Source organism: Mesorhizobium sp. M1338 (assembly GCF_040318045.1).
Taxonomy (GTDB): Bacteria; Pseudomonadota; Alphaproteobacteria; order Rhizobiales; family Rhizobiaceae; genus Mesorhizobium.
Genome location: NZ_JAMYLL010000013.1, coordinates 81792 through 103239, shown reverse-complemented (window position 1 = coordinate 103239; position 21448 = coordinate 81792). Strand labels below are relative to the sequence as shown.

The following is a 21448-nucleotide window of genomic DNA, read 5'->3' as shown; positions in this document are numbered from 1 at the left end:
ACAATCCCTGAGGCTTGGTTACCTGACGCCTTTGAATCGGGGCGGAGCAATCGCAACCGACCAGCCCTGTCGGGACAAGCCGGCAAATTTTTCAGTGCCGGCTGACGGGGGCGAGGCTGCTCGGAGGGAACCGGTCCGCTAGCAGCGTTAACCATGTCGCGCGTGTTAAGGTTAAGCAACCGTTAATTGCACTTGACTCTTGGCCCTGACCGGCTCTTAAATTAGCTAGTGATGATATATCGGGATATTGACGCGAATTTGTGAGTATCGCGGCGAACTTCTCTCAGTAGCTCCTCGGTGTTGGTGCCGTGAGAGATAATTTGGGTGGGCTCTGTGCGAAGGCTCGCACACCCGCCGATGGTCGCTCCGAAATCCCGCAGATTGCGCCATTAGGGCTTATTGGTTTTGGATAGTCGTGTCGATCAAACATCGATGCGTACGGGCGAAGCTTTACTTCCGCGGGAAGTTGAAGCCATGGGAGGTCAGACATGAAACGCTCTGCAGCAAATGCACTTGCAATCGCGCTGGTATTGGGCGGGAGCGCCGCGTTCCCCACCGCAGGAGGCGCCGGCTCCGTCGCAGGGACGGACCCCGTTCAGACGAGCAGTGCCGCCTCCGCATTCGGATCCTATGATCCCTATGGGGACTTCAGCACCGACAAGAGTGCCAGCATCGAGGAGTTGTTCCTACCCTGGGAGGACGTCGATCTGGCGACACTGCCACAGGCCGACGCCTATGCGCTGCAACGCGGCCGTTCGCTGCTGATCACGATTGAGCCGTGGACCTGGTCGAAGGACTGGCGCATCACCCCGCCCGAATTGCGCGACGGCATACTGGGCGGCAAATATGACGCCAACATGCAGGCGATCTGCGACCTGGTGGGACAGATGAAGAGCCCGGTGACCATTCGCTGGGCGCAGGAGATGGAAGACAAGAACGGCCGCTTCACCTGGGCCAACTGGGCGCCCAAGGACTGGATTTCCGCCTACAAGCGCGAAGTCGATCTTTGCCGCAAAGCCGCGCCGGCCGCCAAGTACATGTGGTCACCCAAAGGCGAAGAGGGCTTGGAAAAATACTACCCTGGCGACGATTACGTCGATGTCATCGGCCTGTCGGTGTTCGGTCTGCAGAAAAAGGACAATAACGAGGCCGGTCATGATCGTACGTTCGCCGAGATGCTGAAGCCCGGCTATGACCGCGTGGCAGGGTTCAACAAGCCGATCGTGGTGGCGGAACTCGGCTATGTCGGAAAGCAGGACTATGTCTCGAAGTGGCAGGAAGATACCCGTAAATCCTATGCGGAGTTCCCAGCGTTGACCTCGGTCGTCTACTTCAACCAGAAGGAAGTGTGGCCGTGGCTGGATGGCTACGGTCTGCCCGACTGGCGGGTGACCCAGCACGTCCTGCCGTAGACGCATCGTGCCTACCCATCCCGACGTGATCGGGATGGGTCTCCATCTCCTTGTTTGATCGTGATCCTTCCCGAACCAGCGGTTCGGGAAGATGGTTGAGGCATGGCATAAATCAGTCCGTGGAGGGGGTTTCGTGAAACGAATACTAGGAAATCGTCTCGGAGCGGTCTTCGCCTGCTCCGTTCTTGTTCTTGCCTTCCAGATCCCCGCGACAGCCAAAACGGCGACGAAAATCGCCGAGCAGGCGCAAAAAGCCACCGCGGTTCCCGACGAAGGCGTCTACCAGATCTATCAGAACCATTCGTGGCTGTGGGCCAAGAAGGGCGCCGGGTTCTTTGCCGTCAAACAGCGGCAGTTCGACGCCTGGACCCACGACAAAGGCAAGTCGGGCTATGGCGATGGCATGTGGTTCATTCCCGGCGGCGGCAAGTTGTGCTACCGCGCGCAATGGCACGGCTCGTGGGGTGTGAAGGGCTCGATGACCTGCTTCGAGCATCGCCAGGCAGGCAACGTGATCTACAAGCGTAAATCACCTGGTGGCGAGTGGTATGTTTTCAGGAGTTCGCATCACAACCGGTCGGACGAGGCGATGAAATTGAAATACGGCGACTACGTCACCAGGGAAATGGACCGGATCAAGGCAAAGCAGTAGATACTGTCTTCCGCGACAAGCCACTGGTAAAGCGGGCCGACTGAACGGTTCAGGCGACCTGCTTTACTTTAGATCTTTGTTTTTATGCAGCCGTTCTCCCAAAACCGAGGCCATTTTTGGGCGACATGTATCAGGCCTTGCGCTCCCAGCGGCGGTCTGGCGTCTGCTGCCAGTAGGTGACGGCATGGCCGGCGTCCTTCATCATCTTCCAGTTTCCCCGAGCCGCTTCGACCTGGGCGGCATCGTGGCCGTCGAACAGAAACACCGCGCGCTCGTAGCCGCCAAGGTCGGGCGGCACCGCGCCGTCAACGAGGAACCTTATTTTGGCCTGGTTGGGATTGCCGTCGCCGGTGGTCAGCAGGATCGGCTGTTCGCCGGGATGGGCCTCCCGATCGGTTGCGTGGGCGAGGAACGAATCGTCACGGAAGGTCCAAAGATGCTGGTCGAGCGCATCACGGCGTTCCTCGGTGCCGGTCTGCACCACGGCGCGCCAGCCACGATCGATGCTGCGCTCCAGGAGGCCTGGCAGCGCATCCTCCAGCGTCGATTCGGTCAGGTGGTAGAACAGGACGTCGGCCATCGCTTCGTTCTATAGTGATTGAATCCGCTCACTGCTCATAATTGTCGCGCACCAGCCGGTCGAGCAGCCTGACGCCGAACCCCGACGCCCAGGACTGGTTGATCTCGTTGGACGGCGAGCCCATTGCCGTGCCGGCAATGTCGAGATGCGCCCACGGCGTATCCTTGACGAAGCGCTGCAGGAATTGCGCGGCGATGATGGCGCCGCCATAGCGGCCGCCGATGTTCTTCATGTCGGCGTTCTTGGAATCGATCAGCTTGTCGTATTCGGCGCCGAGCGGCATGCGCCACAGCCGCTCTTGTGTAGCCTGCCCCGCCGCCGTCAGCCTTTCGGCCAGTTCGTCATTGTTGGAAAACAGGCCGGCATGGTGCTGGCCGAGCGCGACCATGACGGCGCCGGTCAGCGTCGCCAGATTGACCATGAATTTCGGCTGGAAGCGGTCGTTGCAGTACCACAGCGCATCGGCCAACACGAGGCGGCCTTCCGCGTCGGTGTTGAGCACCTCGATGGTCTGGCCCGACATCGAGGTGACGATGTCGCCGGGACGCTGGGCATGGCCGTCGACGGCGTTTTCGACCAGACCGATGACGCCAACGACATTGGCCTTCGCCTTGCGCGTGGCCAGCGCATGCATCAGGCCGGTGACAGCGGCGGCACCGCCCATGTCGCCCTTCATGTCCTCCATGCCGGACGCCGGCTTCATTGAATTGCCGCCGGTGTCGAAGGTGACGCCCTTGCCGACGAAGGCAACCGGACTGTCCTTTGGCTTGCCGCCGTTCCACTGCATGATCGCCATGCGGGCGCCGCGCGGCGAGCCCTGCGCGACACCGAGCAGCGAGCCCATGCCGAGCTTCTTCATCTCCTTCTCGCCCAGGATCTCGACCTTGACGCCGAGCGCCTCGAGTTCCTTGGCGCGGGCGGCGAACTCGACCGGCCCGAGCACGTTTGCCGGTTCGTTGACGAGGTCGCGCGCCAGAAGCACCCCTTCGATCACCGCCTCGGCATCGGTGAAAGCCTTTTTCGCCGCGGCCGGATCGGCGGTGTGGATGGTCACCTTGACCGGCTTTTTTGGCTCGGCCTTGCCGTCGTCCTTGTCCTTCCTGGTCTTGTATTTGTCGAAGGAATAGCTGCGCAGGAGAATGCCCGCCGCAAGGCTTGCCGCATCCTTGCCACTTGGCGACGCGCCGGCGAGGTCGAGCACCACGGCCACGTCGGTCGCCTTGCGCAGCGACGCGGCAATGGTGCCACCAAGCTTCAGCCACGCATAGTCGTCGAGTCCCGACACCTTGCCGGCGCCTACCGCCACCAGCCTGTCGATGGACGCCCCCTGCGGCGCCAGAACTTCCACCACGCTGGCGAACTTGCCAGTGAACTCGGCCACCGGAAAGGCCCGCTCCAGTGTCTTGCCGGGATCGCAAGCCTTGGCCGCGTCGCTCAGGCTGCCCTCATCCGCCGAGAGCACGAAGACCGTGCCCTTCTTGTTCGACGCGGTCTGGGGTGCGGAGAATTTGGCGAAGGCGATCGACGGTCTTTGGCTCATCATGTCCTGCTTTCGGGGAATGCGCGGCTTTTGGGGAAGCGGTTCGAGACGATGCGCGACATTTGGTCGTTTTCCGGCATTTGGCAAGACTTTGCCGAATTCGCATCCCATATGACCTACGGAATCGATAATGATTCTTCGCGGCACGGCCCCGCTTTTTGCCGCAACCTGTTGTTAACCATCGATGTTCTCCCTTTCTTATCCATTCCCGCCGACACTCCGGCCCGCCGGGGCGGCTGACTTGGGACGGGAACCGGGTCGAGCCTCTGTTGGAGCCAGTTGTGCGGGCGCCGCCGGACAGCTACCCTTGTGCGGTGGCATGATGCCGTTCGAGAAAATCGAGAAAAGCCTTCATGAAGGTCGTTGAACGCTACATCATGCGCCGCGCTTTCGTGGTCTTCATGGCCGCGCTTGTCTGGACGCTGGCCATCGTCTGGACGACGCAGGTGCTGGCAAAGATCGACCTGGTTACCGACAGCGGCCAATCGGCGCTGACCTTCTTCGAGGTCGCCGCCCTCATTCTTCCGTCCATCATCCCGATCGTGGTGCCTTTTGCGCTGGTGGTGGCGGTCGCACAGACACTCAGTGTCATGAATTCGGATTCCGAGCTCGCCGTCGTCAACGCCGCGGGCGCCTCGCGCTGGACGATCGTGCGACCAATCATGCTTTTGGCGCTCGCGGCCGCCGTCTTTTCCTTTGCCGTCGACAACGGCATCGACCCCTATGCACGGCAGAAAAACCGCGCCCTGGTGGCGTCATCACGCGCGGATCTGTTGTCGCTGATCATCCAGGAAGGCACCTTCCGCAAGATCGAGGACGGGTTGTTCCTGCAGGTCGGCGAGCGGCTTCCCGACAATCGGCTGGGCGGCATCTTCGTCGCCGATTCACGCGAAGAAGGCGTCAACCTCGTCTATTACGCCAAGACCGGCAGCATCGTCGAACGCGGCGGCGAAAAGGTGCTGATGATGAATGACGGCGTCATCCATCGCAAAACGCTGACCGGGGATCTCTCCGTTATCCGGTTCACCTCTTATGCCTTCGATATGTCGGCCTTCATGGCGGCGGCTTCGGCGGTGACGCTCCTGCCGAAGGACCAGACGACCCAGTATCTGCTCAACCCAAGTGCCAACGACAAGAGCTATCAGCAGAACCCCTACGAATACCTGGCCGAGGTCAACCAGCGGTTTTCGGAATGGACGTATTCCATGGTCTTCGCGCTCATCGCGCTCGCGGTCGCCGGAGACGCCCGCTCGCACCGCGAGGCGCGTGTCAATCCGCTCATCACGGCCATAGGGATATCACTGTTCGTGCGCTGGCTGGGCTTTTTTGCCGCCAGCAAGGCCGATGACATCCCGCAATATGCCTATATGGTCTATGGCGTGCCGATCGTGGCTTCCGCGGTGGCGATCTGGTTCATCGTCTCCAACCGGACCATGGAACTGCCGGTGGCGTGGGCGGACTGGATGACAAACTTCGCCACCCACATCGGTGACAGCTGGAACGCTCTCAAGCTGCGTTTGTCCAGGCGCCGCACTTCAGGGCAAGGGGTCGGCTGATGGGCTGGACGCTGGGCCGCTATTTCTTCTTACGCTATGTGACGATCACCATCTGGTTCTTCATCGGCCTCTTGGCGCTGGTGTTCCTGATCGATTTCACCGAGCTCTCCGGCCGCACCACCGGCCTGCCCGGCTTCACCTACGGGACGGCAGTGGCCATCTCAGGCCTCCGCATGCCGATGATCATGCTGCAGACAGTGCCGTTTGTCGGTCTCTTCTCGGCGATGGCGACGCTGGTGTCGCTCAACCGGCGCTACGAACTGGTCATCGCGCGTTCCGCCGGCGTTTCCGCCTGGCAATTCCTCTTGCCATGCTGCATCGGAGCCTTGCTGTTCGGCGTCCTGTCGGTGGGCGTCATCAATCCGCTCGCCGCACACGCATTCTCCTGGTCCGAGCAGATCGAAACCCAGCTGCGTTCCGGCAAATCGAACACGGTTTCGGCCGATGCCGCACCCTGGATCCGGCAGAAAACCGGTTCGGGGGACACCATCATCGGTGCGCGGGCCATCCTCAACCAGGGCATGGAGATGGCCGATGTCGTCTTTTTCATTCTCGACCCGCAAGGCAATATCGTCGAGCGCAAGGACGCCGCGCGCGCCTTCCTGCGCGACGGCTATTGGGACTTGCAGGACGTCAAGACGCTCAAGAGCGGCACGATCCAGGCATCGGCAAGCGATCGCGTGCCGACCGATCTGAGGCCCGAATTCGTGCAAGAGCGGCTGGCGCGGCCCGAAACCATCCCGTTCTATGAACTGCCCGGAAAGATCGAGGTTGCCCGCTCCTTCGGCCTCAAGGCAAATGCCTTTGCCATGCAGTTTGATTCGCTGGTGGCGTTGCCGTTCCTTCTCGTCGCCATGACGCTGATTGCGGCAACGGTTTCAATGCGATTTGCTAGGATGGGGCAATCGGCGACGATGATTCTGGGTGGCATCATCGCCGGCTTTCTGCTTTATGTCGTTTCGGTGCTGGTGAAGGCATTCGGCGTGGCGGGATTCGTGCCGACTGTCGTAGCCGCATGGGTGCCGGTCGTGGTGGCTATGTTCTTCGGGGTGACTTTCCTGCTATACAAGGAAGACGGCTAGTGAGGGAAGCGTTTTTGCCCAGCAACAGGCAGGCCCGTTTGGCGCGCCTCTATGCGGCGACCGCCTTGGCGTGCCTGTTTGCCAGCGCCGTCCCGATGCCGGCGTTCGCGCAGGATGTCGGCGACATGGCAACATCGGTTCCGTCCGGCTCACAGATGCTGCTGGCGGCCGATACGCTGGTCTACAACAACGACAACCAGACGGTGACCGCCGTCGGTGGCGTGCAGATAGACTATGGTGGCAATCGCCTTGTCGCCCAGCGGGTCGAATACAACCGCAACACCAAGCGAATGGTCGCGAGCGGCAATGTCGAAGTCATCAACAGCGACGGCACCAAGATCAATTCGGAACATATCGACATCACCGATGACTTCGCCGACGGCTTCGTCAACGCGTTGCGCGTCGAAACCATCGACAAGGCCTATTTCGCCGCCGAAAGCGCCGAGCGCATGGGCGGCGTGCTGACCACGTTCCACAATGGCGTCTACACCGCCTGCGAACCGTGCGAGGACAAGCCCGACAAAGCGCCGACCTGGCGCGTCAAGGCCAGGAAGATCATCTGGAACGGCGAGAAGAAGACGGTTCGCTTCGAGAATGCGAATTTCGAGTTCTTCGGTTTTCCGCTCGCCTATCTGCCTGCATTCGAGATTGCCGACCCGACGGTGAAGCGCAAGAGCGGCTTCCTGATCCCCAGCATCGTCTACAAGAGCGATCTCGGCGTCGGCGTAAAAATTCCCTATTACTTCGCCTTGTCACCGACCTATGACCTGACCGTCACCGGCACCGGCTATACCAAGCAGGGCTTCCTCGGTGAGGCCGAGTGGCGCCAGCGTTTCAACAATGGCCAGTACAGTTTGAAGATCGCCGGAATCCACCAGCAGGATCCCGATGCCTTCCTCGACACGACTGCTTTCCCCAGCACCGCTGGCCACAATGTCGATTCGGGCTCAGCGGGCGATCCCAATAAATTCCGTGGCATGATGGGCACGCAGGGCCAGTTCGCCATCAATCCGCGCTGGAATTTTGGCTGGGACGTGTTGCTGCAGACCGACAAGAACTTCGCGAACACCTACAACATCGACAAGTATAGTGCCTCCGTCCATCAGTCGACGGTCTATCTGACGGGTCTCAACGGCCGCAACTATTTCGACGTGCGCGCCATGCACTTCGACGTGCAGGAAGATACACCCAACGACAACATCTCTGCGCGAAGCGGCCAGCAGCCATGGGTGCTGCCGTCGCTCGACTACGCCTATATTCCCGACGTGTCGGTGGCCGGCGGCCAGCTGTCGCTCAATGTCAACGCCCGCGTCATCAGCCGCGACGATCTCGACAAGACCTTCTACATCCCCACGCAGCGTGTTCCTGGCATCGAAGGCGAATCCGGACGCCTCACAGCCGAGGCCGAGTGGAAGCGGAGCTTCGTCACCGATGACGGACTGGTGCTGACGCCGTTGCTCGCGCTGCAGGGCGACGTGGACTACCTCAACGCGTCGTCGGCTTCGCTCGACGCCATCAATCAGATGGCAACAAATTTGGGCCAGCAGGACGACATGCGCTCGTCGTTTGCCCGCTTCATGGCAACCGCAGGCCTCGAGATGCGTTGGCCGGTGCTGTTTTCCATGGCCAGCGGATCCAATCACGTGATCGAGCCGATGGCGCAGGTCTTCATGCGCCCGAACGAACAGTATGTAGGCGGTCTCGCCGTTCCCAACGAAGACGCCCAAAGCATGGTCTTCGACGCGACCACCTTGTTCGAACGCGACAAGTTCTCCGGTTATGACCGCGTCGAAGGCGGTTCGCGCGCCAATGTCGGCTTCCGCTATTCCGGCTCATACAACAATGGCTGGGGTACCAATGCGATTTTCGGCCAATCCTACCAGATCGGCGGCGAGAACTCCTTCGCCGCGCCGGATCTGGTCAATGTCGGCGCCAATTCCGGCCTCGACACGACCAAGTCCGACTATGTCGGTCTGTTCGGCATCAGCAGTCCCAACGGATTCGCTGCCTCGATCAGCGGCCGTTTCGACGAACAGACCTTCGAGAACCGTCGCACCGAGGTGAAGGCCGCCTATTCCGGCCTGCCGGTGTCGCTGAGCGCCAAATACGCTTTCATCCAGGCCCAGCCGCTATACGGGTTCACGACCGACCGCCACGAGGTCACGCTCGGTGCCTCGACGCATCTCGCCGAGAACTGGCGCGTCTTCGGCACCGGAACCTACGACCTGCAGGAAAGCGTGCTGGTCAAGGACGGCGTCGGCTTCGCCTACAACGATTCCTGCTTCACCTATCTGATGACCTACTCGCAGTCGCGCGACATAAATACCAAGGCGGTGTCGCAGAGCATCGGCTTCAATCTGTCGTTCCGCACCCTCGGCGACTTCGGCACGTCGACCAGTGCCATCGACACGATCCAGTAACAATCGGCGACATCGTTTCGCCGCATAGGGCTGGCACGGATTCGCGCACCTGGGAAACGATAAAATTGGGCGGAACCGGGATAGAATTGGGATGCCAACGATGAGGAAATACCTCTTTTCAGCGGGTTTCGCGTTGCTTGTGGCGGCGACATCCGTATCGATCACCATGATGACGCCACCGGCTTTCGCCAGCGAGATCAAATACGTCGTCAACGACATTCCGGTCACCACCGGCGACATCGCCCATCGCGCCGCCTTCCTGAAGCTGCAGCGCAAGAAGGGCGATGCCGGCCAGGAAATGATCGACCAGACGCTGCGCATGGCCGAGGCCAAGCGGCTTGGCATCCGCATCAGCGACGCACAGGTCGAAGCGGCATATCAACGCTTTGCTTCGAGCAACAAGATGCAGCTCAGCCAACTCGACGGCGTCATGGAGAAGTCAGGCGTCGGCAAGAGCCACTTCAAGGAATTCATCCGCGCCCAGATGGCCTGGAACCAGGCCTTGAGCGCGCGCTACCGTTCCGGCGATGGCACCGGTGCCGTCAGCGAACAAGACCTTGTCAGGAAGATGCTCGAAAAGGGCGGCGCCAAGCCGAGCGCTACCGAGTACATGCTGCAGCAGGTCATCTTCGTGGTGCCGGCGGCCGAACGCAGCGCTACGCTGGCCAAGCGCAAGCGCGAGGCCGACGCCATGCGTGCCCGCTTCAGCGGCTGCGACACGACGCGCGAATTCGCCAAGGGTCTGATCGATGTCACCGTTCGCGATCTGGGCCGGGTGCTGGCGCCGCAACTGCCGCCGGACTGGGCCGAACAGATCAAGGCCACCAAGGTCGGCGGCGCCACCGTCACGCGCGCGACCGAACGCGGTGTCGAATTCATCGGCATCTGCTCTTCGCGCGAAGTGTCCGACGACAAGGTCGCCCAGATGGTGTTCCAGAACGAAGGCTCCGGCGACAAGAACGCCGACGAGCTCAGCAAGAAATATGTCGACGAGCTGAAGGCGAAAGCCCGCATCGTCAAGCGCTGACGTGAGCAGCACAATGGTTGCGCTCGCGTTGAGCGCCGGCGATCCGTCCGGCATCGGACCGGAGATCGCCATCGCCGCCTTCATGGCGCGCGAGGCTGCCGCCCTGCCCCCCTTCTATCTGCTCGCCGATCCGGCGCTGATCGCCTCCCGGGCGCGCCTCCTCGGCATTTCGCTGCCAATGGTCGAAACGACACCAGCACAAGCTGCGCAAGTCTTTGCCCGCGCCCTGCCGATCGTACCGCTGACTGCCCGCGGCATCGACAGCCCCGGCCGGCCGGACCCGGCCAATGCGGCCGCCACCATCGAGGCCATCGACCGTGCCGTCGCCGACTGCCTTGCCGGCGAAGCCTTGGCTGTCGTCACCTGCCCCATCGCCAAGAAGCCGCTCTACGATGCCGGCTTCCGCTTTCCCGGCCATACCGAATATCTGGCGCATCTGGCAGCCCGGCACAGCGGCGTCGAGGCGATGCCGGTGATGATGCTGGCAGGCCCCGACCTGCGCACCGTTCCCGTCACCATCCACATCGCGCTGGCGAAAGTGCCCAAGGCACTGACCACCGGGTTGATCGTCGCCACCGCGCGCATCACCGCCGCCGACCTCGCCAGCCGCTTCGGCATCGCAAGGCCGAGGCTCGCCATTGCCGGGCTCAATCCGCATGCCGGTGAAGGCGGCGCCATGGGCCTCGAGGACGAGCGGATCGTGCGTCCGGCGGTCGATATCCTTCGAGCCGAAGGTATCGACGCTTTCGGCCCGCTGCCGGCCGACACGTTGTTCCACGCCCGGGCACGGGCAGGCTATGACGTCGCCCTTTGCATGTATCACGACCAGGCGCTGATCCCGGCCAAGGCGCTGGCCTTCGACGAAGCGGTCAATGTCACGCTCGGCCTGCCCTTCATCCGCACCTCGCCCGACCACGGCACCGCCTTCGACATCGCCGGCAAGGGCGTGGCGCGGCCCGACAGCCTGATGGCGGCATTGAAGCTTGCCCGGCAATTGGCCGACACGAACACGAGGCCGGTTGCCGCATGAGACCGCAGGGATGAGCATCGACGGGCTGCCGCCGCTGCGCGAGGTGATCGAACGTCATGGGTTACAAGCCAAGAAGGCGCTCGGCCAGAATTTCCTGCTCGACCTCAACCTCACCGGCAAGATCGCCCGCACCGCCGGCGACTTGTCCGATGCAACCGTGATCGAGGTTGGTCCCGGTCCCGGCGGGCTGACCCGCGCCTTGCTCTCCAATGGAGCGCGCCACGTGATCGCCATCGAGCGTGACGAACGCTGCCTGGCAGCCCTTGCCGAAGTGTCCGATCATTATCCCGGCCGGCTCGAGATTGTGTCCGGCGATGCGCTGAAGACGGATTTCGCGGCGCTTGCCAGTCGAGCGGCCGGGAGCGGCAGCCCGGTAAAGATCGTGGCCAACCTGCCCTACAATATCGGCACGGAGCTGCTGGTGCGCTGGTTGACGGTCAGCGATTGGCCGCCATTCTACACCTCGATGACCTTGATGTTCCAGCGCGAGGTGGCCGAGCGCATCGTCGCGCCCGCCGGCAGCGACAGCTATGGCCGGCTCGGCGTTCTTGCCGGCTGGCGAACGGAGGCGAGGATCGCCTTCGACGTGCCGCCACAGGCATTCACGCCGCCGCCGAAGGTCACGTCCTCGGTGGTGCATCTGGTGCCGCGCGTGGCTCCGCTGGCCGCCGAGGTGAAAAAACTCGGCCGCGTCACCGAAGCCGCCTTCGGCCAACGCCGCAAGATGCTGCGGCAAAGCGTGAAAAGCTTGGGGGGCGAGGCGCTGCTCACCCGTGCAGGCATCGATCCGACACGCCGGGCAGAGACGCTCAGCGTCGAGGAATTCGTGCGGCTGACCAACGCGGTGTAGTGCCGGCGGGTCTGGAAGCGCTTTGGTCGAGGCATAGATAATCTGGCCAACATGCCGGAGGATCAAAATGCCCGCCTATGTCATTTCCGATGTCACGATCCGCGACGAAGAGGCGATCGAGACCTACCGATCCCGCGCCGCAGCCTCCATCGCCCAGCATGGCGGGCGCTATCTGGTGCGTGGCGGGCGGGTAGAGACGCTGGAAGGCATGTGGCATCCCGAACCGCTGATCATCGTCGAATTTCCAGACATGGAACGGGCCAGGCGTTGGTACGCCTCCGCCGAGTACGCGGCGGCACTGGACGTGCGCGATGCAGCGCTCAGCCGCAATCTGATCCTGGTCGATGGCATAGCGCCCTAAAGCCGGTCAGCCCGTCTTCTCGTCCAACAGTCCCGAGACGAAATCGAACAGGCCTGGCCGGCGATCGCGTCTTAGCCGCTCGGCGACGACGATGCCGCGCACTTCGGCGAAGGCGCGGTCGAGGTCGTCATTGACGATGACGAAATCATATTCCTTCCAGTGCTCGATCTCGTTGCGGGCGTTTTTCAGCCGCGTTTCGATCACAGCCTCCTGGTCTTCGGCGCGGCGCTTCAGCCGCGCCTTCAATTCCTTCATCGACGGTGGCAGGATGAAGATCGAGACAATGTCGGCGCGCATCTTCTCCTTGAGCTGCTGGGCACCTTGCCAGTCGATGTCGAACAGCATGTCGCGCCCTTCAGACAGCGCCAGTTCGGCTGGCTCGCGCGGTGTCGCGTAGCAATTGCCGTGCACCTCGGCCCATTCCAGCAGCGCGTCGGAATCGCGCAGCCGCTCGAACTCGCGCATCGTCCGGAAATGATAGTGGACGCCCTCGATCTCGCTGCCGCGGCGCGGCCTGGTGGTGACCGAGACCGACAGTTCCAGGCTGGAATCGCTTTCCAGAAGGTTGCGCGCGATCGTCGACTTGCCGGCGCCGGACGGCGACGACAGGACGAGCATCAGGCCCCGGCGGCGAATGCGGGACCCCAAATCCTTGGCAACCATCGGCTACTCCAGATTCTGGATCTGTTCACGAAACTGGTCGACCACTGCCTTCAGCTCCAGCCCGATCGCGGTGACGGCGGCGGCGTTCGACTTCGAACACAACGTATTCGATTCGCGGTTAAATTCCTGTGCCAGAAAATCGAGCTTGCGGCCGACCGCGCCGCCGCCTTCAAGCAGTGCCCGACCTGATACGACATGCGTCTTCAGCCGGTCGATCTCTTCGCGAATATCGGCTTTGGTGGCGAGGAACGCCGCCTCCATGTGCAGCCGGGTGGCGTCCAGGTTGGCGGAAGCATCCATCAGCAGCCTGACCTGCTCGGCGATGCGTTCGCGGATCGCCGCCGTCTCGCGCGACGGGTCAGCCTCTGCCCGCAGCGTCAGCGCCTCGATTGTGTCGATATGGCCCGACAGCAGCAAAGCCAGCGCGGCGCCCTCGCTTTGTCGTGCCTGTTCGAGCCCAGCCAGGGCGATCTCGAGCGCGACCATGATCACGGCATCGAGCGCGGCCCTCGCCTCTTCGGTTTCGACAGTTTCGGGAATATCGAGCACGCCGCGCAGCGAAAGCAATCCGTCCGATGTCGCGGGAGCAACGCCGAATTGCTCCTGCAGCCGCTTGGCGAGGCCGGCTAGGTCCTTCAGGAAGGCTTCGTTGACAACCGGCTGCGCCTGCGCGCCGGCGGCACGGCCGATAGTCAGCGTCGCCTGGAAATTGCCGCGTGCAAAACGCTTCTGAAGTGTCTGCCTGACGGCCGGTTCCAGCCGCTCGAAGCCTTGCGGCAGTCGCAGCCGGACTTCGACGCTCTTGCCGTTGACGGACTTGACCTCCCAGGCGATCGAGGTGCCTTCATGCTCGGCGACGGCACGCGCAAAACCGGTCATGCTCTGCAAATTCATATCGTCCACAAGTCCCCGGCGCATCACCCCGAGACCGGCTTTCCGGAGAGGAGCAGTGCTGCTTGAAAATGACTGCGCCGCGGACACGTCGAAATCGGACGCGCGGCGCTCTTGCAAATGTCGGGGCGTCGCCCGGTGAGCAACGCCTTTCTTTATTCTACTGGGCAGCGCCCGCGTCGCCGCTATCGTCGGCACTGTCAGCGGGGCCACCGTCAGCGGGCTTGTCGATATTGCTGTCGACGGCGCCGGTGGTGTTGGCGGCCTTGGCGGCGTCATCGGCCTGCTTCTTCTGCAAGGCGCGATAGCGGGCGACATTCTCGTTGTGCTCTTCCAGAGTCGCGGCAAAGATGTGGCCGCCTGTGCCATCGGCGACGAAATAGAGGTCGTCGGTCTTCGACGGATTGGCTACCGCCTCCAGCGCCGCACGACCCGGGTTGGCGATCGGCGTCGGCGGCAAGCCGTTGATCAAATAGGTGTTGTAGGGCGTCTGCTTCTGGATGTCCGACTGGTAGATCGGCCGGTCCGCCGGCTTGCCCTTGCCGCCGAACAGACCGTAGATGATGGTTGGATCGGACTGCAGCCGCATGCCCTTGGCAAGCCGGTTCAAGAAGACGGCGGCAACCCGTGAACGCTCGTCACCCTTGCCCGTTTCCTTCTCGACGATCGAGGCCAGCGTAACGAACTCCTCGACGTTGGCCAGCGGCAGGTCCGGCGCGCGCCGCTGCCAGACATCGTCAACCAGCTTCTTTTGATCTGCCAGCAGCTTGTCGACCATCTGCTGGCGCGTCGCGCCGCGCGTGAATCGCAGCGTGTCGGTGGCGAGGCTGCCCTCCGGAGGAATGGTCGCCGGCATATCGCCACTCAAGGCAGTCTCGCCGGCGATGCGCTGCAACGCCTGCTCGACCGTCAGCCCCTCTGGAACGGTCAGCGAATACATCACCGACTTGCCACTCTTCAAAAGCTCCATGATGTCGCGCATGGAAGCCCTGGGCTTGATCTCGTACTCTCCGGCCTTCAGCGCGGAATCATTGCCGAAGGCGCGCACGCCAAGGCGGAAGATCCGAGCGTCGCTGACCAGTCCGCGGCGTTCGAGTTGGTCGGCGATATCCTGGACACCGGTGTTCGGCTTGACCAGGAAGGTGTCGCCATTGGCCGAGGGGCCGGGTTCGGTGAATTCCTGCTTGCCGAAATAGACGGCGACGCCGGCCGCCAGAACCATCAGCATCACCGAGGAGATGACGAAGTTCATGAACACGACGACCTGGCTGCGTGACGCACGCGAGCGCTTCGGCGGCGGCGTGCCGGCCTCCGGCCGCAACGCCTCGCTGGCCGTTTTCGGCACGATCGGTCCGGACGTCGCCGGCCGCTGCCCGAATTCTCCGTTGCCTGCCGGATTTGTGTTCATTTCGCCCTACCGTTTGATCGCCCAACGAATCCCCAGCGGCAGAGTAGAGGCGAATATGGCAAAATTGACGGCACGCCAAGGCTTCGTCCGGCAGCCGGACGATCAGCCATTGTAGCGCTGGAAGACCAGCGACGCGTTGGTACCGCCAAAGCCGAAGGAATTGGACAGCGCCACGTCGATCTGGCGGGCACGCGGCTTGTTCGGAACCAGGTCGATCGCGGTTTCTCGCTCCGGGTTGTCGAGGTTGATGGTCGGCGGCGCGACATTGTCTCTGATGGCAAGGATCGAAAAGATCGCTTCTGCGGCACCCGCCGCCCCAAGCAGATGGCCGATCGAAGACTTGGTCGACGACATCGAAATCTTCGACGCGGCATTGCCGACAAGCCGCTCGACGGCGCCGAGCTCAATCGTGTCGGCCATGGTCGAGGTGCCGTGGGCGTTGATGTAGTCGACATCGGCAGGAGTCAGCTTGGCACGGTTCAGTGCCGCCATCATGCAACGGAAGGCACCATCGCCATCCTCGGCGGGCGCGGTGATGTGATGCGCGTCGCCGGTGAGACCATAACCCGTCACCTCGGCATAGATCTTGGAGCCGCGCGCCTTGGCATGCTCGAGTTCCTCGAGCACGACAACGCCGGCACCCTCGCCCATAACGAAGCCGTCACGGTCCCGATCATAGGGGCGCGACGCCGTTTGCGGCGAATCATTGCGCTCTGTCGACAGTGCCCGGCACGCGGCGAAGCCGGCGATCGACAGCCGCGTCACCGGCGCTTCGGCGCCGCCTGCGAGCATCACGTCGGCATCGCCCCACATGATCAACCGGGCGGCATCGCCAATGGCGTGGGCGCCGGTCGAGCAGGCCGTGACGACGGCATGGTTCGGGCCCTTCAGCCCGTGCCGGATCGAAACCTGCCCGGAGACAAGATTGATGATCTGGCCCGGGATGAAGAAAGGGCTGATGCGGCGGGGGCCGCGTTCCTTGAGGATCATCGCGTTCTCGGCGATGCCCTCGATGCCGCCAATGCCGGAGCCGATCAGGACGCCGGTGGCGCATTGCTCGGCGTGCGTCTTCGGCTCCCAGCCGGAATCCTTCAGCGCTTCGTCGGCGGCGGCAATCCCGTACAGGATGAAGTCGCCGACCTTGCGCAATTCCTTCGGCTCGAGCACGGCCTCGGGATTGAAGGTGGCATTGCTGCCGTCGCCACGCGGAATAACGTGGGCGATCTTGCAGGCAAGATCTTCCACCTCGAACTCGGTGACGCGCTTGGCAGCGCTGCGGCCGGTCAGCAATTCCTTCCAGCTGTGCTCGAAGCCCATGCCGAACGGTGACAGCAGCCCAAGGCCCGTGACGACGACACGCCTCATCGCAGGTCCTCCCCGGTGATGACTGCGGAAAATATCAGGCCGAAGCCTTGTCGATGTATTTCACCGCATCGCCGACGGTCAGGATCGTCTCGGCCGCGTCGTCGGGAATCTCGACGCCGAATTCTTCTTCGAACGCCATGACGAGTTCGACCGTGTCGAGGCTGTCGGCGCCCAGATCATCGATGAAGCTCGCCTGCTCCGTCACTTTGTCGGCATCGACGCCAAGGTGCTCGATGACGATCTTCTTGACGCGCTCTGCGGTGTCACTCATTTGGGCATCCTCGTCTTTTGTTTGTCTGTCTTCGTTAGCGGGCAGAATGCCGCTAATCAAGCTGAAAGATGGTCCTGCCGGAAACGCAACGGCTACGACCGGTTTTTGCCCGAACCGCCGGGTTGCGGGCCGCATTACACGAAAATCGGCTGAGGTCCAAGCCGAAATGGGCCTTCTCCGATGACTTTGAGCGGGTTCTGTCGCGACCCCGCTCCATCCCCTCCGTCGCGTGCGTGCCTGGCGTCCCGCAAAGGAAATTCCGCGAGAATGGTCCAGCAGGACGACCGACGCGGGTCGATTAGGGTCATTGTTCCAGACGCGAACCGGTCCGAAACGGGCTTCCTGCGCGTGCCGACGACAGCCAGATGAAAATCGACATTGGAGATAGGCCGCTAACTGAAAAGTTACTCGGCCATGATAGCGTTAATGATTCCGTCAAGAAATGGTGCCTCGGCGACGGTGGCGCTGTCTTGCGATAATAAGAAAAGGAGTGGACGCATGTCATCCTTGCTCAATAAAAGACGCCTGACGATCAAGCGCTGCCTAATCTTCCTGGCGGTTTTCGCACTTGGCATTCTGCCTGCGCGGGCATTGGAATCCATAAAGCTCCCAGAACCGCCGGACACGGTTGCTTTCAATATCCAGAAGAACGGTGAATCGACTCCGATCACGTTGAGGCAACTGGAGAAGCTCGGCCTCTATAGGATCACTACCCCAAGCCCTTTCGAAAGCGGCCAGCTTACATTTGAAGGTGTCCTGTTCAGCGATGTGCTCAAGCTGGTTGGATTGGAGGGCAAGGATTCTGTGGTTCTGCGAGCCGTCGACGACTATGTGCAGATAATTCCGAGAGAGGACTGGACCGACGGTCCTCTCCTGCTCGCCACGCGACAGGACGGAAAGTTACTGACCCGACGCACCCAGGGTCCTACCCGGCTCGTATACCCCCTCAACGACTATCCTGGTTTCGATACGCCGATTCGCAAACCACGATGGGTCTGGCTGATCAAGGCGATTGAATCCGGCAGCTAGTTTGAGCTTCCGCGTGACCTTGATGGCAAGGCTTGGAAAGAGGGGCTGGCGAGTTCCGGTTACATACGGGACAGCCATAGCCGCGGCCGTGGCCTGTTCGGGCATCTTGATCACGATGTTGTTTCTCAGCATCAGCAAGATAGAGTCCTCGCTGCCCCGGTTCGGGTTTTTCGCCATCCGCGAATTCCACATCGCCATACGCGACGTAACGCATTTGCGGGATATGATTTCGCTCGCTCAAGCTGCTCCCACGTCCGCAGCAAGCCTCGATCAGTTACTGGCGGCAAATGATCTGGTTTATGTCCGCTTCGAGCGGGTCGACGGCAGTGGAACGAGTCGCGAAATTCCGGCCTATGCGGGGATCGTGCCGCGCGTCAACGACTCGGTGACGCGGATTGATGCGCTGATCGCGGCCGGGCTACCTCTCGATGGAATCAGATTGAAGGAAATGGGGCTGGAACTTGATCAGATCGTAGCCCGAATGAATGATGAGTATTATAAATTCGGCGAACAGGTAAACGCCGATCTCTACGCCTCGGAAATCAGCCTGAATAGATTTAATTATCAGATAGCCTTCGCGCTGGCGATTTTGTCGCTACTTGCAATCGGAACCGCCGTATTGCTTATTGGCCGTCGTGAGACCATAAAAAAACTGGAATTTCTGGCTTGGCGTGACGCGACCACTGGTTTGAAGAACCGTGCCTGGATGTCAGCCAATAGAGACGATTTGCTGGATCGCGCAAAGCTAGCTGGCAGGCAACTCCATCTTTACCTGATCGACCTCGATCATTTCAAGAACGTGAACGATACGTTCGGCCATCACGTTGGTGATCTCCTACTGAAAGCCGTCGCCGAAATCCTGCAGTTGATCGAACGCCCCGACGATGTGTTTGCGGTTCGATTGGGCGGAGACGAGTTCGCGGTCATCGAGATTGGAGTGACGCATTCGGCCGAAAAAGGTCTCGGCAATCGTCTTCGGGAGCGATTGAATGGGTTTGCCGAGTTGGAAGGCCATCAAGTTCGAGTTGGCGCAAGCATCGGCATGGCCAGTTTTCCGCAGCATGGTGCGGACATTTCAACCTTGATGCGCAACGCGGATAGCGCTCTCTATGCCGCAAAGGCCCAGGGGCGGGCCGGCCTGGTGACGTTTTCGCCTGCAATCCTCAGTCAAATCGATGTGCAGCTTGGCGAAGAGGCCGCAATCAAGCGAGCGCTTAATTGCGACGAATTCTTCCTGGTCTGGCAACCACAATTTGAGTTGGCAACCGGCCGCATGACCGGCGCCGAGGCCTTGGTGCGCTGGCGCGACCCGATCTCAGGGGCGATTCGGCCGCCGATGTCGTTTATTCCAACAGCCGAACGAAGTGACCTGATATTGGAACTCGACAAGTTGGTCTTGAGCAAGGCTTGCCGGCAGGCAGCACAGTGGCTGCCCATTTGCTCGGAGGACTTTGTCTGCTCGGTAAATGTCTCAGGCAAGAGTCTTCAGAACGACGTGTACTTCACCCACCTGGTTGAAGTGTTGCGACAAACGGGACTGCCGACGTCACGTCTGCAGCTGGAAATCACTGAAGGGGTGTTTGTCCAGAACAGCCGAAGCGCTTTGGATATCCTGACCGAAATTCGAAACATCGGAGTCAGTTTGGCACTCGACGATTTTGGATCTGGCTATGCGAGTTTCGGCTATCTCGCCGATTTCAACCTGGATCAATTGAAGATCGACCGATCCTTCTTGAGCGATTTGGCATCGTCCCCGAAAAAGCAGAATGTCGTGCGAGGGATCATAGCGCTGGCCAATTCGCTCAGTCTGACAGTCGTGGCGGAAGGGGTGGAAAACGAAGCGCAGCTAGATTTTCTGATCGCTGAACAATGTCACCGCGCTCAAGGGTTCTTTATGTCGAAGCCCATCGAAGAAACCTTGCTGACAAATCATATGATTGCCCGGCGAGGCAGGACGAGCAGCGCGGGAAAATTCAAGCTGAACCTCTCCGCCTAGTCATCGTGCCACGTCCGGTCAGATCATCGCCATGCCGCCATTTACATGGATGGTCTGGCCGGTGACGTAGGCGGCTTCGTTGGAGGCGAGATAGGCGACGGCGGACGCGACTTCAACGCTGGTGCCCATGCGGCGCGTCGGGATCGCCGCCATGATCGCCTCTTTCTGCTTGTCGTTGAGCTTGCCGGTCATCGCCGATTCGATGAAGCCCGGGGCGACGCAGTTGACGGTGATGTTGCGGGTGGCGATCTCCTGCGCCAGCGATTTGGAAAAGCCGATCATGCCGGCCTTGGAGGCGCAGTAGTTGGTCTGGCCGGGATTGCCGGTGACGCCGACGACCGAGGTTATGTTGATGATGCGGCCGTGGCGGCGGCGCATCATCGGATGAGTGAGTTCGCGGGTCAGCCGGAACACGGCGGTCAGGTTGACCTCGAGCACGGTGTCCCAGTCGGCATCCGACATGCGCACGAACAGCCCGTCCTTGGTGATGCCGGCGTTGTTGACCAGGATGTCGACGCCTTCGAGATCGGCCTCCGCCTTCTGGCCGAGCGCCTTGACCTCGTCGCGGTTCGACAGATTGGCCGGGAAGAGCTTGACCCGGTCGCCAAGCTCGGTGGCTAGCGCTTCCAATTTCTCGACGCGGGTGCCATGCAGGCCAACGATCGCGCCTTGCGCATGCAGCACCCTGGCGATGGCCTCACCGATGCCGCCCGATGCACCGGTGACGAGCGCCTTTCGGCCAGTCAATTCGAACATGTCTCAATCCTCTTCTCAAATCGGACAGCCCGCGAATTGGCTATCTGTAAACGTCGCCGCGATGGCCTATCGTCACCACCAGAATTACGAGCCGGCTGTCCTGCACATCACAGATAATTCGATAATCCCCAACCCGATACCTCCAAAAGGTCGCAAGCGGACCCTTCAGCGGTTTGCCAGCCTCCCGTGGATTGTCGAGAGCGGCGATACGGTTCTCGATGAAGTCGCGAATTCGGTTGCGTGTCTGCGGATCCAACTTTTCGACGAATTTGCGCGCCGAGCGGGCATATTCAAGCGTCCAGGCCACGCCAGAAGTCCTCAGGCTTCACGACATCCTCCTCACCGCGTCTGATCCGTTCCAGGACCTCGGCCGCGAGATAATAGTCCTCTATGTCCTCAAGACCGCGTTCGATAAGCTCACGTAGATAGTAAGCTTTGCTCCGGCCGGTCTTGGTCGCGAGAAAATCCAAGCGTTCTTCGATTTCGGGAGCAAGTCGGATCGAGGTCGGCATACCGCTCTCCTTGTGAATACATGTATTCATGTATCGTCATGACGTCG

Annotated in this window: 22 protein-coding genes; 12 read left to right on the top strand and 10 right to left on the bottom strand. The window is 61.3% G+C overall.

The features are described from left to right. Positions 1–488 precede the first annotated feature (488 nt). Positions 489–1412 carry a glycoside hydrolase family 26 protein gene (locus NKH19_RS14950; RefSeq protein WP_352868128.1) on the top strand — a complete coding sequence of 308 codons (924 nt, stop codon included), beginning with the start codon at positions 489–491 and terminating at the stop codon, positions 1410–1412. A 133-nt stretch (positions 1413–1545) separates the two neighbouring features. Then, the gene (locus NKH19_RS14945; RefSeq protein ID WP_352868131.1) at positions 1546–2064 is read left to right on the top strand and encodes a DUF995 domain-containing protein; all 519 of its coding nucleotides are present in this window, start codon (positions 1546–1548) and stop codon (positions 2062–2064) included. A gap of 130 nt (positions 2065–2194) precedes the next feature. Here the strand turns inward: NKH19_RS14945 and NKH19_RS14940 are convergent, their stop codons facing one another. Beyond that, on the bottom strand, positions 2195–2644 hold the full coding sequence (locus NKH19_RS14940; protein ID WP_352868133.1) for a DNA polymerase III subunit chi: 450 nt from the start codon (positions 2642–2644) through the stop codon (positions 2195–2197). 28 nt (positions 2645–2672) lie between these two features. Next, a complete protein-coding gene (locus NKH19_RS14935; RefSeq protein WP_352868278.1) occupies positions 2673–4184 on the bottom strand; it encodes a leucyl aminopeptidase in 1512 nt (503 codons plus the stop codon). Here NKH19_RS14935 and NKH19_RS14930 point away from each other — a divergent pair. The 8 genes from NKH19_RS14930 to NKH19_RS14895 all read left to right on the top strand — a co-directional run bounded on the left by NKH19_RS14930 (position 4176) and on the right by NKH19_RS14895 (position 12510). Continuing rightward, the gene (locus NKH19_RS14930; RefSeq protein ID WP_352982324.1) at positions 4176–4424 is read left to right on the top strand and encodes a hypothetical protein; all 249 of its coding nucleotides are present in this window, start codon (positions 4176–4178) and stop codon (positions 4422–4424) included. The two genes, NKH19_RS14935 and NKH19_RS14930, sit on opposite strands and share 9 nt — an antisense overlap. A 113-nt stretch (positions 4425–4537) precedes the next feature. Then, positions 4538–5740: an LPS export ABC transporter permease LptF gene (gene lptF, locus NKH19_RS14925; RefSeq protein ID WP_352868138.1), complete on the top strand. Its 1203-nt coding sequence runs from the start codon at positions 4538–4540 to the stop codon at positions 5738–5740. Continuing rightward, entirely contained in the window at positions 5737–6822 is a 1086-nt protein-coding gene (gene lptG, locus NKH19_RS14920; RefSeq protein WP_352868281.1) for an LPS export ABC transporter permease LptG, read from the top strand. Before lptF ends, lptG begins: the two co-directional genes overlap by 4 nt. Next, entirely contained in the window at positions 6822–9242 is a 2421-nt protein-coding gene (locus NKH19_RS14915) for an LPS-assembly protein LptD (RefSeq protein WP_352868141.1), read from the top strand. The genes lptG and NKH19_RS14915 overlap by 1 nt, the downstream gene beginning before the upstream one ends. Before the next feature lie 91 nt (positions 9243–9333). Then, positions 9334–10269: a SurA N-terminal domain-containing protein gene (locus NKH19_RS14910; RefSeq protein ID WP_352868144.1), complete on the top strand. Its 936-nt coding sequence runs from the start codon at positions 9334–9336 to the stop codon at positions 10267–10269. A gap of 13 nt (positions 10270–10282) precedes the next feature. Next, positions 10283–11299 (top strand): 4-hydroxythreonine-4-phosphate dehydrogenase PdxA, encoded by a 1017-nt coding sequence (gene pdxA / locus NKH19_RS14905; RefSeq protein WP_352868146.1) that lies wholly within the window; start codon positions 10283–10285, stop codon positions 11297–11299. A gap of 10 nt (positions 11300–11309) precedes the next feature. Further along, entirely contained in the window at positions 11310–12149 is an 840-nt protein-coding gene (gene rsmA, locus NKH19_RS14900) for a 16S rRNA (adenine(1518)-N(6)/adenine(1519)-N(6))-dimethyltransferase RsmA (protein WP_352868149.1), read from the top strand. A gap of 67 nt (positions 12150–12216) precedes the next feature. Continuing rightward, a complete protein-coding gene (locus NKH19_RS14895; RefSeq protein ID WP_352868152.1) occupies positions 12217–12510 on the top strand; it encodes a DUF1330 domain-containing protein in 294 nt (97 codons plus the stop codon). Between the two features lie 6 nt (positions 12511–12516). Here the strand turns inward: NKH19_RS14895 and gmk are convergent, their stop codons facing one another. The 5 genes from gmk to NKH19_RS14870 all read right to left on the bottom strand — a co-directional run bounded on the left by gmk (position 12517) and on the right by NKH19_RS14870 (position 17108). Continuing rightward, positions 12517–13173: a guanylate kinase gene (gmk, locus tag NKH19_RS14890; RefSeq protein ID WP_013532512.1), complete on the bottom strand. Its 657-nt coding sequence runs from the start codon at positions 13171–13173 to the stop codon at positions 12517–12519. Positions 13174–13176: 3 nt separating this feature from the next. Then, positions 13177–14067, bottom strand: coding sequence for a YicC/YloC family endoribonuclease (locus NKH19_RS14885; protein WP_352868156.1), 891 nt, complete (start codon positions 14065–14067; stop codon positions 13177–13179). A gap of 157 nt (positions 14068–14224) precedes the next feature. Beyond that, on the bottom strand, positions 14225–15472 hold the full coding sequence (mltG, locus tag NKH19_RS14880; protein ID WP_352868159.1) for an endolytic transglycosylase MltG: 1248 nt from the start codon (positions 15470–15472) through the stop codon (positions 14225–14227). Positions 15473–15574: 102 nt separating this feature from the next. Next, positions 15575–16837 (bottom strand): beta-ketoacyl-ACP synthase II, encoded by a 1263-nt coding sequence (gene fabF / locus NKH19_RS14875; RefSeq protein ID WP_352868162.1) that lies wholly within the window; start codon positions 16835–16837, stop codon positions 15575–15577. 34 nt (positions 16838–16871) lie between these two features. Continuing rightward, positions 16872–17108, bottom strand: coding sequence for an acyl carrier protein (locus NKH19_RS14870; protein WP_006203723.1), 237 nt, complete (start codon positions 17106–17108; stop codon positions 16872–16874). 498 nt (positions 17109–17606) lie between these two features. Between NKH19_RS14870 and NKH19_RS14865 the strand changes: the two genes are divergently transcribed. Both NKH19_RS14865 and NKH19_RS14860 read left to right on the top strand, forming a co-directional pair. Next, positions 17607–18137, top strand: coding sequence for a putative pterin-binding protein (locus NKH19_RS14865; RefSeq protein ID WP_352868167.1), 531 nt, complete (start codon positions 17607–17609; stop codon positions 18135–18137). 22 nt (positions 18138–18159) lie between these two features. Then, positions 18160–20133: a putative bifunctional diguanylate cyclase/phosphodiesterase gene (locus NKH19_RS14860; protein WP_352868283.1), complete on the top strand. Its 1974-nt coding sequence runs from the start codon at positions 18160–18162 to the stop codon at positions 20131–20133. Between the two features lie 18 nt (positions 20134–20151). Here the strand turns inward: NKH19_RS14860 and fabG are convergent, their stop codons facing one another. The 3 genes from fabG to relB are packed head-to-tail and all read right to left on the bottom strand — an operon-like array spanning position 20152 to position 21401. After that, on the bottom strand, positions 20152–20889 hold the full coding sequence (fabG, locus tag NKH19_RS14855) for a 3-oxoacyl-[acyl-carrier-protein] reductase (protein ID WP_352599135.1): 738 nt from the start codon (positions 20887–20889) through the stop codon (positions 20152–20154). A gap of 40 nt (positions 20890–20929) precedes the next feature. Then, positions 20930–21196 carry a type II toxin-antitoxin system RelE family toxin gene (locus NKH19_RS14850; RefSeq protein WP_352868170.1) on the bottom strand — a complete coding sequence of 89 codons (267 nt, stop codon included), beginning with the start codon at positions 21194–21196 and terminating at the stop codon, positions 20930–20932. Further along, positions 21180–21401, bottom strand: coding sequence for a type II toxin-antitoxin system RelB family antitoxin (gene relB / locus NKH19_RS14845; RefSeq protein ID WP_352868173.1), 222 nt, complete (start codon positions 21399–21401; stop codon positions 21180–21182). The genes NKH19_RS14850 and relB overlap by 17 nt, the downstream gene beginning before the upstream one ends. Positions 21402–21448: the final 47 nt, after the last annotated feature.